We start from the raw sequence: 12,751 nt of genomic DNA on the forward strand, positions 1-12,751 counted from the left end.
GAGTTCCGGCATTCAAGAGGCGACCGTCGAAGCCTAGATGTTCCGCACGCAAACACTCGCTTTGAGGAGAACACAATGGCACAGGCAAAAAGCGGTTCGGGTCCCAAGATCGCCATCGTCACAGGCGGCAGCCGCGGGCTTGGACAGAACACAGTTTTGAGCCTCGCCGAGCGGGGCATCGATGTGATCTTCACCTATCGCTCCAATCGAGCGGAAGCCGAGAAGACCGTCTCGGCGATCGAAAAGCATGGCCGCAAAGCCGTCGCGCTCCAACTCGACACGGGCGACGTCGCCTCGTTCGATGCCTTCGCCGCCGAGGTCAGGAAAATCCTCAAGGACAAGTGGGGTCGCGACACGTTCGACTATCTCGTGAACAATGCCGGCATCGGTTTGATGGCGCCCATCGCCGATATGAAGGAAGCCGACTTCGATCAGCTCTACAACATCCACTTCAAGGGCGTGTTCTTCCTGACGCAGAAGCTGCTGCCGCTGATCGCTGACGGGGGCCGCATCGTGAACCTATCATCCGGCCTCGCGCGCTTCACGATGCCTGGGTTCGCAGCCTACGGCGCCATGAAGGGCGCGATCGAGGTGTTGACGCGCTTCATGGCGAAAGAGTTCGGACCGCGCGGCATTGCCGTCAACGTTGTTGCGCCTGGTGCGATCGAGACCGATTTCGGCGGTGGCCTTGTGCGCGACAACGCCGAGATCAACAAACACATCGCATCCGCGACGGCGATGGGACGCGTGGGCGTTCCCGACGATATTGGGCCGATGATCGCTGTGCTGCTTGCAGACGAAAATCGCTGGATGACGGCGCAGCGCCTCGAGGTCTCGGGCGGCGTGAACCTCTGAGCTTGTCTGGGTGCCGACCTCCGTCGGCATGACGGTGAGGAGGCGAGAGTGCGGCTCACACGCCGTAGTACGACCGGTACCAATCGACGAAGCGGCCGATGCCCTCGGCAAGCGGCGTCGAAGGCCGGAAGCCGACGTCGCGCGCAAGATCGTCGATATCCGCGTACGTTTTCGCGACATCGCCGGGCTGCGGGGGAAGAAAGATTTTCTTTGCCTCGCGGCCCGTCGCCTTTTCGATCGTCGCGATGAAGTCCATCAGCTCGATCGAATTGTTGTTGCCGATATTGTAGATTCGGAAAGGCGCGTTCGAGGTTGCGGGATCCGGCGCGTCGCTGTTCCAGTTGGGATCAGGCTCGGCGATCTTGTCAGCCGTGCGAACGACACCTTCGACGATGTCGTCGATGTACGTAAAGTCGCGCGCATGGTGGCCGTTGCTGAAAACTTCGATCGGCTCGCCCGCGAGAATTTTCCGCGTGAAGCTGAAATAAGCCATGTCCGGGCGTCCGAACGGCCCATAGACGGTGAAGAAGCGGAGGCCCGTGACGGGAAGGCGGTAGAGATGGGCATATGCATGCGCCGAAAGCTCGTTGGCTTTCTTCGTCGCGGCGTAAAGGCTCAGTGGATGATCGACGTTGTCGTGCGTGCTGAACGGCATCTTCGTGTTGGCGCCGTAGACCGAACTCGATGACGCGAAGACGAGATGCTGCACGCCGTAATGGCGGCACCCTTCCAGAACGTTCTGCGTGCCGACGATATTGGAATCGATATAGGCGCCCGGATTCTCGCTGCCATAACGCACGCCCGCCTGCGCCGCGAGGTGAATGACCTTGTCGAAACGCTGCACGCGGAACAGCTCGTTCATCGGCGCGCGATCGGCGATATCGAGATGCAGAAACGAAAATCCTTGTCGCCCGCCGAGCTTTGCGAGCCGCGCCTTCTTGAGTGCGGGATCGTAGTAGCCGTTGACGTTGTCGATGCCGACGACCTCGTCGCCGCGATCAAGAAGTCGGGCCGCCGTGTAATAGCCGATGAAGCCGGCAACGCCAGTGACCAGAAACTTCATCTGTTAACAGTCCTCGTCTGATTTCTGGCCTGGGGGATAAGCGACGGCCCGGTTTAGTAGGTCCGTTGGGAGTGTCAATCACGCCCAATGGCCGACCCGCAGAAGGGCAGGTACCGACCCTGAAGGGGCCGCGGAAGGCGCCCCAAGGCCGCGCCGGCGGCCGGCTCCCCGTAGGGGAGTCGCCGGCGCCATCAAAAACTCTAACCCGCACCGGCGGCGCCTGCGAGCTGCTTCCCGTAGGGGAGTCGCCAGCGCCATCAAAAACTCTCCCTAAAAAACTTATCCCCGCCCTTAGGCCGGGTCTTATCTTTGCGCGTGGGAGCCTCGTTGCAGACATTAGCGTGAACATGAACGATACGCCGAACCTCGCACTACCCTACATCCTGGCCGCTCAGGCGCAGAAGCATGTCACGCATAACGAGGCGATACGCGCCCTCGATTGCCTTGTGCAGCTTTCCGTCGAAAGCCGGACGCTGACGGCGCCGCCCGCCTCTCCGGCGGAAGGCGCGAGATATGTCGTAGCAGCGTCCCCGACAGGCGCATGGTCCGGAAACGCAGGTCGGATCGCGGCATTCCAGGACGGCGCGTGGACTTTTTATGCACCGAAAGACGGTTGGGTCGCGTGGGTCGCAGCTGAAAGCGCGCTCGTCATCTACGCTGCGGGAGCGTGGTCGCTGTTCGCGGGGTCAGGTGGCGGCGGGGAAGGCGGGGGTCTATCCGCACCTGTTGCGAACTCCAGTCTCGCCAACATGGCGAACGGCACGATTAAGGGCCGCTCCTCATCCGGAAGTGGCGCACCCGAAGACCTGACCGGAGCGCAGGCGACTGCGCTTCTCGATGCCTTCACGGGCTCGGGCGCGAGCCACAAGAAGGGCCTCGTCCCCGATCCGGGCGCGACGGCTGGGACCGCCAAATATCTGCGCGAGGATGGCTCGTGGAGTGACGTGAGCAACGTCCCGCTCGTTGGCGTTAACACGACCGCGGACGCGACGAACAAATTTGCAGTCAAGAGCGCGGCAACTCTCTTCGACAACGCCGGCAACGGCCATCAGCAGAAGATCAATAAGGCGGCCGCGAGCGACACGGCAAGCCAGCTCTACCAGACGAACTATTCGGGCCGCGCCGAAATGGGCCTGACGGGCGATGAGGATTTTCACTTCAAGGTCAGCGCGGATGGCGCGACGTGGCGCGAAGCGATAAAGATCGATCGCAACACCGGGTTCGTTTCGTTTCCTCAATCTGGCGGCCCGCGTGAAGTCCTGACCGCCAACCGAACCTACTACGTCCGATCCGATGGCAGCGATAGCAATAACGGGCTGACGAACACGTCCGGCGGGGCGTTCGCTACCATTGGCAGAGCGCTCACTGTCGCGGCGGCGCTGGATTGTTCGACTTTCAATTGCACCGTCTCTGTGGGAGCGGGAACGTTCGCTCAGAACGTGGTGCTGCCGCGAATGTTCGGGTCCGGAACTTTCACGCTCCAAGGGGCCGGCCCCACAACGATCATACAGCCCGCAAGCGGCATCCCGATTAGCGTTAGCTACAACGGCACCAGATGGTTTCTCACGTCCGTTAAACTCGCATCGACGAATGCGAACCTCATCGAATGCCGCGGAGCCGGTTCAGTCGTGACGATCACGACTGTGGAATTCGGAAACGCAGGCACGGCCGCGCATGTCTTCTTCGCGCTTGGTGCTATTGTTAATACCAACGGCAACTACTCGATTTCAGGCAATGCAGTTTACCATTTCAACAGTAGCTCCGTGGCGTCGTCCACCACATTTGGCCGGACCATAACATTCATAGGGGCCCCCAGATTTTCCAGTTACTTCGCATATGCCACCAGCGGCTCTGTACAGCTATGGGGCAGCGTCACATTCAACTATCCCACGGCCACAATATCCATCGCCTCTCCCGGAGTGGTCACGTACGCGGGGCACAATTTGTCGGCGAACCAACCGCTAGCCTTTGCGACCACAGGGGCGTTACCAACCGGACTTACGGCGGGGACGACCTATTACGTGAAGACGGTTATTGATGCGGATACGTTCACCGTTTCCGCGACAGCGGGCGGCACGGAGATCAACACTTCCGGGTCGCAGAGCGGCACACATTCGATCATACCCACGGGGACGAGATACCTGGCAACGCAGGCTTCTGTCGTCGACACAAGCGGCGGCGGGGCGTCCTACCTTCCCGGCAATGCAGCCGGATCGACCGCAACCGGAGGGCAATACACATGAGCGATTTTCCGAAGAATTGGTTTTGGATCGTTGGTGGCGACGAGAGCAAGGCGTGGTCAAGCGCGGCTTGTGCTTATGTGGCCGAGTACCCGTCCGATCGCGCCACGCGCATTGCAAATGAGATTGAACTCTACGACGTGCTTGCAAAAAATGGCGCCGTGTCGAGGGCGCCGCCCGGACCCTTTTCGGTCGAGCAAATTCGGGAAGCGCTTTTGAGGATTGACGCGAGTGCGACCGGAGAGGCGGGAAACTATGAGGAGCTTGCCGAGGTCGCAGCCGAAATCGAGTTTATTCTACCTAGCTCGGCGTCCGATCCCTGATTGCTTCCTGGCGGGCCTTGTTGAGTTGCGCCACACGGCCACGCCGGCATCAGTCGGGTTTTCCATCCCCAATGCGCAGTTGGACGAGATGATGACGTTGGTGACGTTCTTGCCGCTGTTCTTCGAGAAGAGCTTCAGCGAGTTTTGCACGTTCCTGAGAGCGCTCGGCAGCGTCGTCGAGAACTTGCACTTTTCGGGCCACTTCGTGCGAGGGATATGTGGCGGCCAGGACAGGGGGTAAGCACTCGTCATTCGTCCACCCCATCGGTTGAGACGCGAAAGATCGACCAGCGGTGCTCAGCCATCCACTTACGACCGAACCAATCGCGGAAAACGTAGACGGGCTTGGGAGCGCCCCAAAAGCTCGAGACATCAAAGCCTGCGGAACACACGCGCTCCATCGGCCGACCCGCCGGTAAGCTCCATCAGGACGCGCTTGGCGAGCGAAGGTCTCCTCATGCGGCACCTCGGAAACCGGCCGTTTCTTGGGCGGTTTCTTGGGCGGATGTTGAGGGGGGTATTTGCTAAGCTATTGGAATGACTGGTCGGAGCGAGAGGATTCGAACCTCCGACCCCTTGCTCCCGAAGCAAGTGCGCTACCAGGCTGCGCTACGCTCCGCCCGACCGTCAGCCTGAAAAAGGCTTTCCGCGGCGCCGGGTAGGCACCGAAGAGAGGGGGGTTATAACGACCTCGATCACGTACCGCAAGCGCCTCTTAGCGAGAATGTGAAGGGTGCCGCATGCAACGATACCGAATGCCTTTTGTCGAGGAAGGAGGGCTCGGTCCGTGCGTCGGGACCCGGGGACTAGTACTCGGCTCCAAGGGCGGGGGCCTTCCACGTCCGTCTGGGGCTCAGAATGGCGTCGTGGCCAAGCGTGAGTGCTCCAGGCGCATTGCACTTCGGTCGTCGTTCTTCACAACCAGCCGGCGACGCTCCAAGTGGGTGACCAGGTTCCCCGTATCGACCATCTCGCAGCGGCGCATCACCAGCACGATCGCCTTGCAAAGCGGCCAGATGGTGGTTCTTGGCGGCCTTATCGGCGAGCAGTCGGATCAGCAAAAAAGCCGAACTCCGGTTATCGACAAGATCCGTATCTCGGTGACGTTTTGGGCGGGACCACGGAAAGGGCACGCTCCAGAACCGAGCTCGTCGTATTCCTGAGGCCGAGTGTGATCCGCAATCCCGGTGACGCAAGCAATGTCGCCGAGGCGGTGCGCGCTTCAATGCAATCACGGCAGAGCGCGCCTCGAGGGCACGTCTTGTGCGGCCCCCGGCAGCGACAGCCCGCAAGAGCTTGGCGCTCGCCGCCATCGGACTGGCATCCGCTCTTTTGATTCGCTTGCCAGGTAATGGCCCCGCTTTGGCCGCCGTCCACATCGAAGGCGACGACCAGAGCAAGATCGAGCTCAAACATCGAGGCTGAAGCCTTATCCGTCACAATCGAGTCGCTGGCGACGGAATACGGCATCGAGGTCGAAGGCGCCGAACATGCCTCCAAGGCGAAGCCCGTGAGCGCAACCATCCAAGGGAGCCTGAAGGAGATCCTCGCTCGCCTCCTGAAGAACTGGAATCACATCATCGTCTCGGACCCCGACGACCCGGACCGTATGGAAAAAATTATCATCTTGAATGATGACCAAGTTTCGCGATCGCCCGCGGCCAAGGCTCCGCCGCCGCCCGCGTCACCTGAAATTCCATAGGTTCCGGGAGCCGCTTTTGTGGGCTGCAATCCTCGCCCCCGTCGTGCATCAAATGGCCGCCCGCAAGTGTACCTTGATACCCGGCGTAAACACTGCTAACTCGCCGGTCTCCCATTGGGATGTCGCCAAGTGGTAAGGCAGAGGATTTTGATTCCTCCATTCCCAGGTTCGAATCCTGGCATCCCAGCCAATAATTTCGCTAGGCGTTAGCCGCTTCAGTTCTCTCACCCTTTTGGGCCGAGCGCGTGTTGAAGTGCCCGATGCGACAGGGCAGCCCTTGGCGCATTGATTCAGTCGCCCTGATGTCCGTCCTTAAGGCTGAACACGGGATAACACCGGGTCGAGCGGCGCCGCAAAACATCGCGTCTTTGCAGATGCCCTCGGCCCGCCCGCGTTGGGTTTCAATTTTTAAGGCTATTCAGGAAATTGCTGCAATGCGGAGCAAGTTCTTTGCTTCTGTACGCTGACGGATCCGGCGCAGCGCTTGCGACTCAGTGAAACTTCCGGCTTGCTGTTGCTGGCTTACTGAGGAGAATTTCCATGGATCTCACCTCACTAATCATCCAACTCATCAGCGGTGCCATCGGTGGTAACGCCGCGGGTGCGCTTTCCGACAAAACGAGCCTGGGCACTCTCGGCAATTCGATCGTTGGAGCCCTCGGTGGCGGCATCGGCGGTCAGATCTTGAGTTCCCTCCTTGGCATCGGTGGCGCGGCAGCAACCTCGGGCCTGGATATCGGCACGATTGTATCCGGCTTCGCCACTGGCGGTCTCAGCGGTGGTGTGACCGCGCTCGTCATCGGCTTGCTGAAGTCACGGTTTGCACACTGAGCAAATGCGATCTGCACTGCTGCGGCCGCGCGCGAGCAACTGCAGCGGCGTCAGTCGCCCTTCCCATTTTGCATTCCGGCTGATTGTCCCGCGATTTTTCTGAGTAGACTCTCTATGAGCAGATCCGCGGACTCATTCTCCGATCCATCAATCGTTTCGGTGATCGCTTGTCCGCGGTTCTGCGCGCTCCGATAGTTTGCGCGTTCCGGGACGAACCCCGGCAATAATTCGTAACCGGCGGCATCGATGTAATCCCTCGCGATTTTCTCCTCACTCGGCTCCAATACGCGGCAGAGCACAACAGCCAACCGGCTTCGAGTAATGCCTATCTCCTCGAGAGCATGGAGCAAGAGAACAGTCGGATACAGATCATCTATGGTCGGGCTCGTAGGCACCACGACGACGTGCGATGCGCGCGCGACTCTCCCCGTCGAGGGGCTCGTATGGCCGGGCATATCGACGATGATGAGATCGAATGCTTCACTGTCGTCGAGTGCGTCTTCGAACGAACGGAAGGCTCCGACTTCCACGTAGGAAGCCGACGCTCTCTGCTTACGCGCCTTTCCCCATCTGACGGCCGTCTGCTGTTGGATATCGAGGTCCGCGAGCTTGACCTTCAACTTGCCCGTGGCGCCGACCGCGGCAAGCGCCCGAGCGAGCGTGCTTTTGCCGACGCCGCCTTTCTGACTGACGAATGAAACGATCAACGGCATTCGCGCTCCCTGGCGTGCGCTTTTTTTTGATCCGTCTTTTTTCTGAACGTGTGATGGACCGTTACATCATGAGACGCAAGGAGTGTTCGGAAAGGCACTGATCCTTTGGGGGGGCCGAAACCCAATGTCCTACGATCAAGAGCAACAATGCACTCGCGTGCCGGCAAGCGAGAACTGTCCTCCGTCGCTGACTTTTAGGGAGAGAGCTTCACATCAATGGCCGCATAAATATGCCGCGCTTTCGATACCTCATGCCCTGCAGAGCGCTGAACATATCGTCCGTTAAACAATTTCCCAACCTGTGCTCGATTGGTTGACCCTCGATAATTTAAAAGGAACTTTAATTGCATCCTTTCTGTAAGGACGGCATTTGATGTCCTGTCATCGTAGCAGCTACCGAAAGACCGCGCTTTGGGCGTCAGGCGTCATGCTATCCGCAGTAGTGGCCGCGATCGCGTTGCTCAATTCAACCGACGCAATCACACATTTTCGTCTGCTGCCGGATCTACTCGCACTGCCATTGCTTCTGGTGTCAGTGCTGGCAGGGCTTGTCGCCTTGGGCGGATGGATCGGCCTACATCGCGACTCACTTGAAACGAGCGGGATACCTTATTTTGCAACCGGACCTCGCGAACGGTCGCCCGGGGCTTTTACCCGCGTGCGCCGACTTCTGCTCAATATGCTCCCCGGTTCCGCAAGGAGATTGCGGCTGCACGCTGGTGAGTGGGTTCGCGTCCGACCGCTGGCTGAAATATATGCGTCGCTTGATGCAGACGGGCGGTTGGACGGGCTGCCATTCATGCCGGAGATGGCGCGCTATTGCGGCAAGCATTTTAAAGTCTTTCGACGAGTGGAGAGGATCCACTATTACTTTGATCCGGCGGGGGCCCACTTGCGCCGCATGCATGATGCGGTCTTGCTGGATGAATTGCGTTGCGACGGCGGAGCCCACGGTGGATGTCAGGCAGCCTGCCAAATCATTTGGAAGGAAGCGTGGCTCTCTATCGATAATGGTGTGCGGACAGCTGAAAATCCAACGGTTCTTGCTGACGCAATGAAGTTGGAAGCGCTCGATCAGCTCACCCGCGTCAAATCATCGGACGGTGACACACGTTACGTCTGCCAAATGACCACGCTTCCCGACGCGACAGTCCGGACGCGTTGGAGCGATCCTCGTCATTTTTTGACTGACTTGTGGTCAGGCAATATCCGTTTCGATTTATTCGTTACCGCCATTTCGCTTGCTTTGTTCAATATGGTGCAACGAAGGATGGGCGGAGCGTTGACGCCTTATCGTGAAAATGACCTTCCCAAAGTGCCCCCCGCAGAGCCGCTTAACTTGCAACCCGGCGAACTCGTGCGTGTAAAGAGTAGGCCAGAGATCGAGCGCACTTTGACGAAGTCAAGAAATCGGGGCTTGTGGTTCGATGTCGAAATGCACAGGTTCTGCGGCGGCGAGTTCAGGGTCGCGAGCCGAGTGACAACGATGGTGGAAGAGGCGACTGGCCGGATATTATCACTAAAGAATCCGTGCCTCATCCTTGAGGGGGTTGCCGCGACAGGGGAGTATCAATCGCTTTGTCCGCAAAACGAGCTTATTTATTGGCGCGAAGCGTGGCTAACGCGTGTGGGAAACCCTGACGTCGGCGAAGTTCAGCGGAGCCAAGTCGAGCCCTGCGAAGGTTGAAGGCGGCGCGCTTCATCGGCTAATGATCGATGATTAAGTCGGAGCTCAAGCCGATATGATGCCCATTCCAAATGTTGAATAACGTTGATGTCCAAACGGCCGTCATCGGGGCCGGTGTCGTTGGCCTTGCGATCGCCGCGGAGCTTGCAGGAAAAGGACAGGACGTGCTCGTCGTCGAGCGACGCCACGCTTTTGGTACCGAAACTTCTTCAAGAAATTCGGAAGTAGTGCATGCCGGCATTTATTATCCGGAAGGATCTCTCAAAGCGAAGCTGTGCGTCGAGGGCCGTGAGCGTCTCTATGCGTTTGCCGAAGAATATAAGGTGCCGTTCAACCGTTGTGGCAAACTTCTTGTCGCGACGAACGAACTGGAGGTCGATCAGCTTGCCGCTATAGAAGCGAAGGCGGCGCGAAATGGAGTGAATGATCTCGCGCGCCTGACGGCGGAAGAAGTTCACCTACTCGAGCCTGAGGTTCGCTGCGTCGCTGCTACATTGTCGCCTTCGACGGGGGTCATCGACAGTCATCTTTTCATGGCCGCTCTCGAAGCTCGTATTATCGACGCTCGAGGGCAGGTAGCCTTTAATTCTGAAGTGGTCGGCATATCACGCCATTCGACTGGTGGATTTCTGTTATCCGTTTTATCCGGAGGCGAAATCACCGATCTGTTATGCGCCCGCGTAATCAATGCCGCGGGGCTCGGCGCTTCGCGCATCGGGCGAATGCTTGCGCCTGAAAAGCCCGGATACGTGGTTCCCGCCTTGTATCCCGCGAAAGGGCATTATTTCTCACTGTCGGCACGGGCTCCGTTCAAACATCTTATCTATCCGATGCCATCGGCGGATGCCCTTGGTGTCCACGTCACGCTCGATGCCTCAGGTGCGGCAAGGTTCGGACCGGACATCCACTGGCAGGAAGAACTCGATTATACGTTCGTCGATCCCGATGCCCGCCGGGAGGTCTTTGCGAAGGAGATCCGACGCTATTGGCCTGCGCTGCCGAAAGAAGCTCTTGTCCCTGCCTACACAGGCATCCGGCCGAAAATCTATTCGCAGGGGATGCCGCCCGCGGACTTCGCCATCCACGGCGAAGAGCAACATGGGATACCTGCCTTCATCGCGCTCTACGGGATTGAAAGTCCCGGCTTGACCTCTGCACTCGCCATCGGCGCGTATGTTGCGGAAATGATTGAGCGCGGTCGCGCGCCCGTAAGCAGCTCCGGAATTTAAGCCTAATATTGAATTTTCGCAGAGGGGCCGAGCGCGCCGCAAAACAGCGCCAAGTGGTAAATCCTGAATGGCCTTAATCTTGTCGCCGCGACAGTGCTGGAGAATAGGCTCATCCTCCCAGCGGATTTTATTCTGGATTTGACTAGATTTTGCCGACCGGCCGGTCGCCGACCGCTGCGGAAAGAGGGATTCGACACCGAAGGCGGACAAGATATTCGGATACCCAGCCACAACACGCCTTACGCATTTTGTATTAGGCGGGTGTACGCCTTTTTGAGGTTCGAAACCGTTTGCGGCCGCGAAAGAGTAGCTCCCCTCGGCAAATTAGATTGCTTGGGTGCAACGCCCATTATGGTACGGTCATTTATGTTTTTCTTGTCCGTTTTTATCTGATCTGACGGGCGTTTGCCGAACGCAAAGCGACCGAAGAGCAGGAGAGTCAGAGGCTATGACCAATCCAATCCGCTATAGCGTGTCCGGTTCGTTTAGCCGCGGAAATAACGCCCCGCCCCCCCGCTTCATTGCCCGTTTTCGAGTTCAAAGAAAAATGTTCGGCAAAAGCAGGACCATTGGCGGCCGTTTCGGGACCTCCGCCCTGACCTTGGGAATGCTTGCCTTTGCGGGAGTTGGCATAGGGATTCCGGCTGCAATCACCCACGCCGATACGCGTCAGGAGACTTATCGCCAAGTTAATTCGCCTACGCTTTCCGAGTACCGATTGAATGTGCGCGATCGCCTGCGCATTCAAGTAATCGAATGGCGGCCTTCTCGCGACGAGGTCTACACCTGGACGGCGATCAATCAAGTCTACACCGTCGATCCGGCAGGCAAAATCTCTCTACCGCTGGCAGGAGAGGTTGCGGCCGCTGGCTTCACGACTGCCGAGTTGGAGCAAGTGATTTCGCGACAGTTGGCCAAGCGCTTGAACTTGGCGACGTTGCCCGATACCACCATCGAAGTTACGGATTTCCGGCCCATCTACGTTACGGGTGCCGTCGAAAAATCCGGTGAATATTCCTACACTGGCGGCATGAGCGTGCTGCAGGGCGTGAGTCTCGCGGGCGGTATATTCAGAAATTCGGCAGCAGGCGGGTTGAGGCTCGAACGTGAGTGGGTGACGACCGCAGGCAACTACCAGAGTCTCGCGAGAGAGCGTCAACGGCTTCTTGCGCATAAAGCGCGGATCGACGCCGAACTGGCATCAGCCGATTTTATCGCATTCCCTCAAGAACTGCAGTCGGTGAGCGGACGGACAGCAATCGAATATACCGCTTCTGTCATGAGCAAAGAGCAGAGCGTTTTCGATTTGCGCCGGAACGCCAACAACACGCAGGTTGTCGCGCTCAATCAGTTGCAGAAGTCCCTGGAGTCCGAGGTCGACTCCTTGACCAAGCGCATAGCGTCCCAGCAAACGCAGATCGATCTGCTGAAGTCGGAATTGGGCGGTATCAAAGCTTTGAGCGACAAGGGACTCGCGACTCAGCCGCGGCTCCTTGGACTGCAGCGTAATCTTGCGGAGCTCGAGGGTCAGAAGCTCACGATAGAGAGCAATCGGACGCGGGTCGAACAGGAAGTGAATCGGACCAAGCTTTCGAAAATCGAGTATGAGAATAAGCGCGCCAATGATCTGACCGTCGAACTTCAGACCACAGAGGCTCGGCTGCAGCAGATCGTTCAAGAGGCGACCATCGATGAGCGCCTGCTCGCCGAAACGAGAACCCAGGCTGTGGCCTCGCCACTGAGGCTCGCTGTTTCCACTTCCGACAGCAATTCGGCGAATGGAGGTCGACCCGCGCTTCACTACACCATCGCTCGCCAGATTGGTGCAGATACGATTGAAATCGAGGCCACGGAAAAGACCCTCTTGCAACCCGGTGATACGGTGAAGGTCGAGATGACCATGCCGGCCACCGAAGCTAACGACGAACTTGATGCGCTGTTCGAGGGTATGCCGGCGTCCAAACCGGCTACGCCGATCTTGGATGATGACACCTTCCGCCGCTCGACACCCGCGCCAACGCACGCTTCAATTGAAGTTTCGACAACGCCAACATTGCGACCCTAATAGAATCTGAGGCCGTGTTTATTTCAACTTCTGAGCGGTCGTT

Annotated in this window: 12 protein-coding genes and 2 tRNA genes; 11 read left to right on the forward strand and 3 right to left on the reverse strand. The window is 58.5% G+C overall.

The window, feature by feature from the left end; genetic code table 11:
* The first annotated feature begins 75 nt into the window (after positions 1-75).
* Positions 76-855, forward strand: coding sequence for an SDR family NAD(P)-dependent oxidoreductase (locus G359_RS07790; RefSeq protein WP_045835655.1), 780 nt, complete (start codon positions 76-78; stop codon positions 853-855).
* 55 nt (positions 856-910) lie between these two features.
* Here G359_RS07790 and G359_RS07795 read toward each other — a convergent pair whose 3' ends face one another.
* Positions 911-1,918 (reverse strand): NAD-dependent epimerase, encoded by a 1,008-nt coding sequence (locus G359_RS07795; RefSeq protein WP_045835656.1) that lies wholly within the window; start codon positions 1,916-1,918, stop codon positions 911-913.
* 347 nt (positions 1,919-2,265) lie between these two features.
* Here G359_RS07795 and G359_RS20895 point away from each other — a divergent pair, with 347 nt between their 5' ends.
* The 3 genes from G359_RS20895 to G359_RS07810 are packed head-to-tail and all read left to right on the forward strand — an operon-like array spanning position 2,266 to position 4,722.
* The gene (locus tag G359_RS20895; RefSeq protein ID WP_052699251.1) at positions 2,266-4,161 is read left to right on the forward strand and encodes a DUF2793 domain-containing protein; all 1,896 of its coding nucleotides are present in this window, start codon (positions 2,266-2,268) and stop codon (positions 4,159-4,161) included.
* Positions 4,158-4,481: a hypothetical protein gene (locus G359_RS07805; protein WP_045835657.1), complete on the forward strand. Its 324-nt coding sequence runs from the start codon at positions 4,158-4,160 to the stop codon at positions 4,479-4,481. The genes G359_RS20895 and G359_RS07805 overlap by 4 nt, the downstream gene beginning before the upstream one ends.
* A gap of 25 nt (positions 4,482-4,506) precedes the next feature.
* Complete coding sequence (locus G359_RS07810; protein ID WP_045835658.1) at positions 4,507-4,722, forward strand: hypothetical protein; 216 nt, start codon at positions 4,507-4,509, stop codon at positions 4,720-4,722.
* Between the two features lie 301 nt (positions 4,723-5,023).
* Here the strand turns inward: G359_RS07810 and G359_RS07815 are convergent.
* Positions 5,024-5,100, reverse strand: a tRNA-Pro gene (locus G359_RS07815).
* A 397-nt stretch (positions 5,101-5,497) separates the two neighbouring features.
* Between G359_RS07815 and G359_RS20900 the strand changes: the two genes are divergently transcribed.
* The 4 genes from G359_RS20900 to G359_RS07830 all read left to right on the forward strand — a co-directional run bounded on the left by G359_RS20900 (position 5,498) and on the right by G359_RS07830 (position 7,014).
* Positions 5,498-5,644 carry a hypothetical protein gene (locus G359_RS20900; protein WP_245280119.1) on the forward strand — a complete coding sequence of 49 codons (147 nt, stop codon included), beginning with the start codon at positions 5,498-5,500 and terminating at the stop codon, positions 5,642-5,644.
* Between the two features lie 188 nt (positions 5,645-5,832).
* Complete coding sequence (locus G359_RS07820) at positions 5,833-6,183, forward strand: hypothetical protein (protein WP_045835659.1); 351 nt, start codon at positions 5,833-5,835, stop codon at positions 6,181-6,183.
* Between the two features lie 115 nt (positions 6,184-6,298).
* A tRNA-Gln gene (locus G359_RS07825) sits at positions 6,299-6,373 on the forward strand.
* Between the two features lie 350 nt (positions 6,374-6,723).
* Entirely contained in the window at positions 6,724-7,014 is a 291-nt protein-coding gene (locus tag G359_RS07830) for a hypothetical protein (protein WP_045835660.1), read from the forward strand.
* A 50-nt stretch (positions 7,015-7,064) separates the two neighbouring features.
* On the opposite strand, the gene G359_RS07835 is transcribed toward G359_RS07830, so the two are convergent.
* Positions 7,065-7,727: a ParA family protein gene (locus G359_RS07835; protein WP_045835661.1), complete on the reverse strand. Its 663-nt coding sequence runs from the start codon at positions 7,725-7,727 to the stop codon at positions 7,065-7,067.
* Positions 7,728-8,154: 427 nt separating this feature from the next.
* On the opposite strand from G359_RS07835, the gene G359_RS07840 reads away from it, so the two are divergent.
* The 3 genes from G359_RS07840 (at position 8,155) to G359_RS07850 (ending at position 12,708) form a co-directional block, all read left to right on the forward strand.
* Positions 8,155-9,414: a hypothetical protein gene (locus G359_RS07840; protein WP_156150706.1), complete on the forward strand. Its 1,260-nt coding sequence runs from the start codon at positions 8,155-8,157 to the stop codon at positions 9,412-9,414.
* A gap of 71 nt (positions 9,415-9,485) precedes the next feature.
* A complete protein-coding gene (locus G359_RS07845; RefSeq protein ID WP_045835663.1) occupies positions 9,486-10,643 on the forward strand; it encodes an NAD(P)/FAD-dependent oxidoreductase in 1,158 nt (385 codons plus the stop codon).
* Between the two features lie 547 nt (positions 10,644-11,190).
* Complete coding sequence (locus G359_RS07850; protein ID WP_045835664.1) at positions 11,191-12,708, forward strand: polysaccharide biosynthesis/export family protein; 1,518 nt, start codon at positions 11,191-11,193, stop codon at positions 12,706-12,708.
* Positions 12,709-12,751 lie beyond the last annotated feature (43 nt).

The organism is Hyphomicrobium sp. 99, assembly GCF_000384335.2.
GTDB lineage: Bacteria > Pseudomonadota > Alphaproteobacteria > Rhizobiales > Hyphomicrobiaceae > Hyphomicrobium_B.

Coding starts and splice junctions, on each gene's coding strand:
- G359_RS07790 (WP_045835655.1), top strand. CDS start 76: ATGGCACAGGCAAAAAGCGGTTCGGGTCCCAAGATCGCCATCGTCACA.
- G359_RS07795 (WP_045835656.1), bottom strand. CDS start 1,918: ATGAAGTTTCTGGTCACTGGCGTTGCCGGCTTCATCGGCTATTACACG.
- G359_RS20895 (WP_052699251.1), top strand. CDS start 2,266: ATGAACGATACGCCGAACCTCGCACTACCCTACATCCTGGCCGCTCAG.
- G359_RS07805 (WP_045835657.1), top strand. CDS start 4,158: ATGAGCGATTTTCCGAAGAATTGGTTTTGGATCGTTGGTGGCGACGAG.
- G359_RS20900 (WP_245280119.1), top strand. CDS start 5,498: ATGGTGGTTCTTGGCGGCCTTATCGGCGAGCAGTCGGATCAGCAAAAA.
- G359_RS07820 (WP_045835659.1), top strand. CDS start 5,833: ATGGCCCCGCTTTGGCCGCCGTCCACATCGAAGGCGACGACCAGAGCA.
- G359_RS07830 (WP_045835660.1), top strand. CDS start 6,724: ATGGATCTCACCTCACTAATCATCCAACTCATCAGCGGTGCCATCGGT.
- G359_RS07835 (WP_045835661.1), bottom strand. CDS start 7,727: ATGCCGTTGATCGTTTCATTCGTCAGTCAGAAAGGCGGCGTCGGCAAA.
- G359_RS07840 (WP_156150706.1), top strand. CDS start 8,155: ATGCTATCCGCAGTAGTGGCCGCGATCGCGTTGCTCAATTCAACCGAC.
- G359_RS07845 (WP_045835663.1), top strand. CDS start 9,486: ATGTTGAATAACGTTGATGTCCAAACGGCCGTCATCGGGGCCGGTGTC.
- G359_RS07850 (WP_045835664.1), top strand. CDS start 11,191: ATGTTCGGCAAAAGCAGGACCATTGGCGGCCGTTTCGGGACCTCCGCC.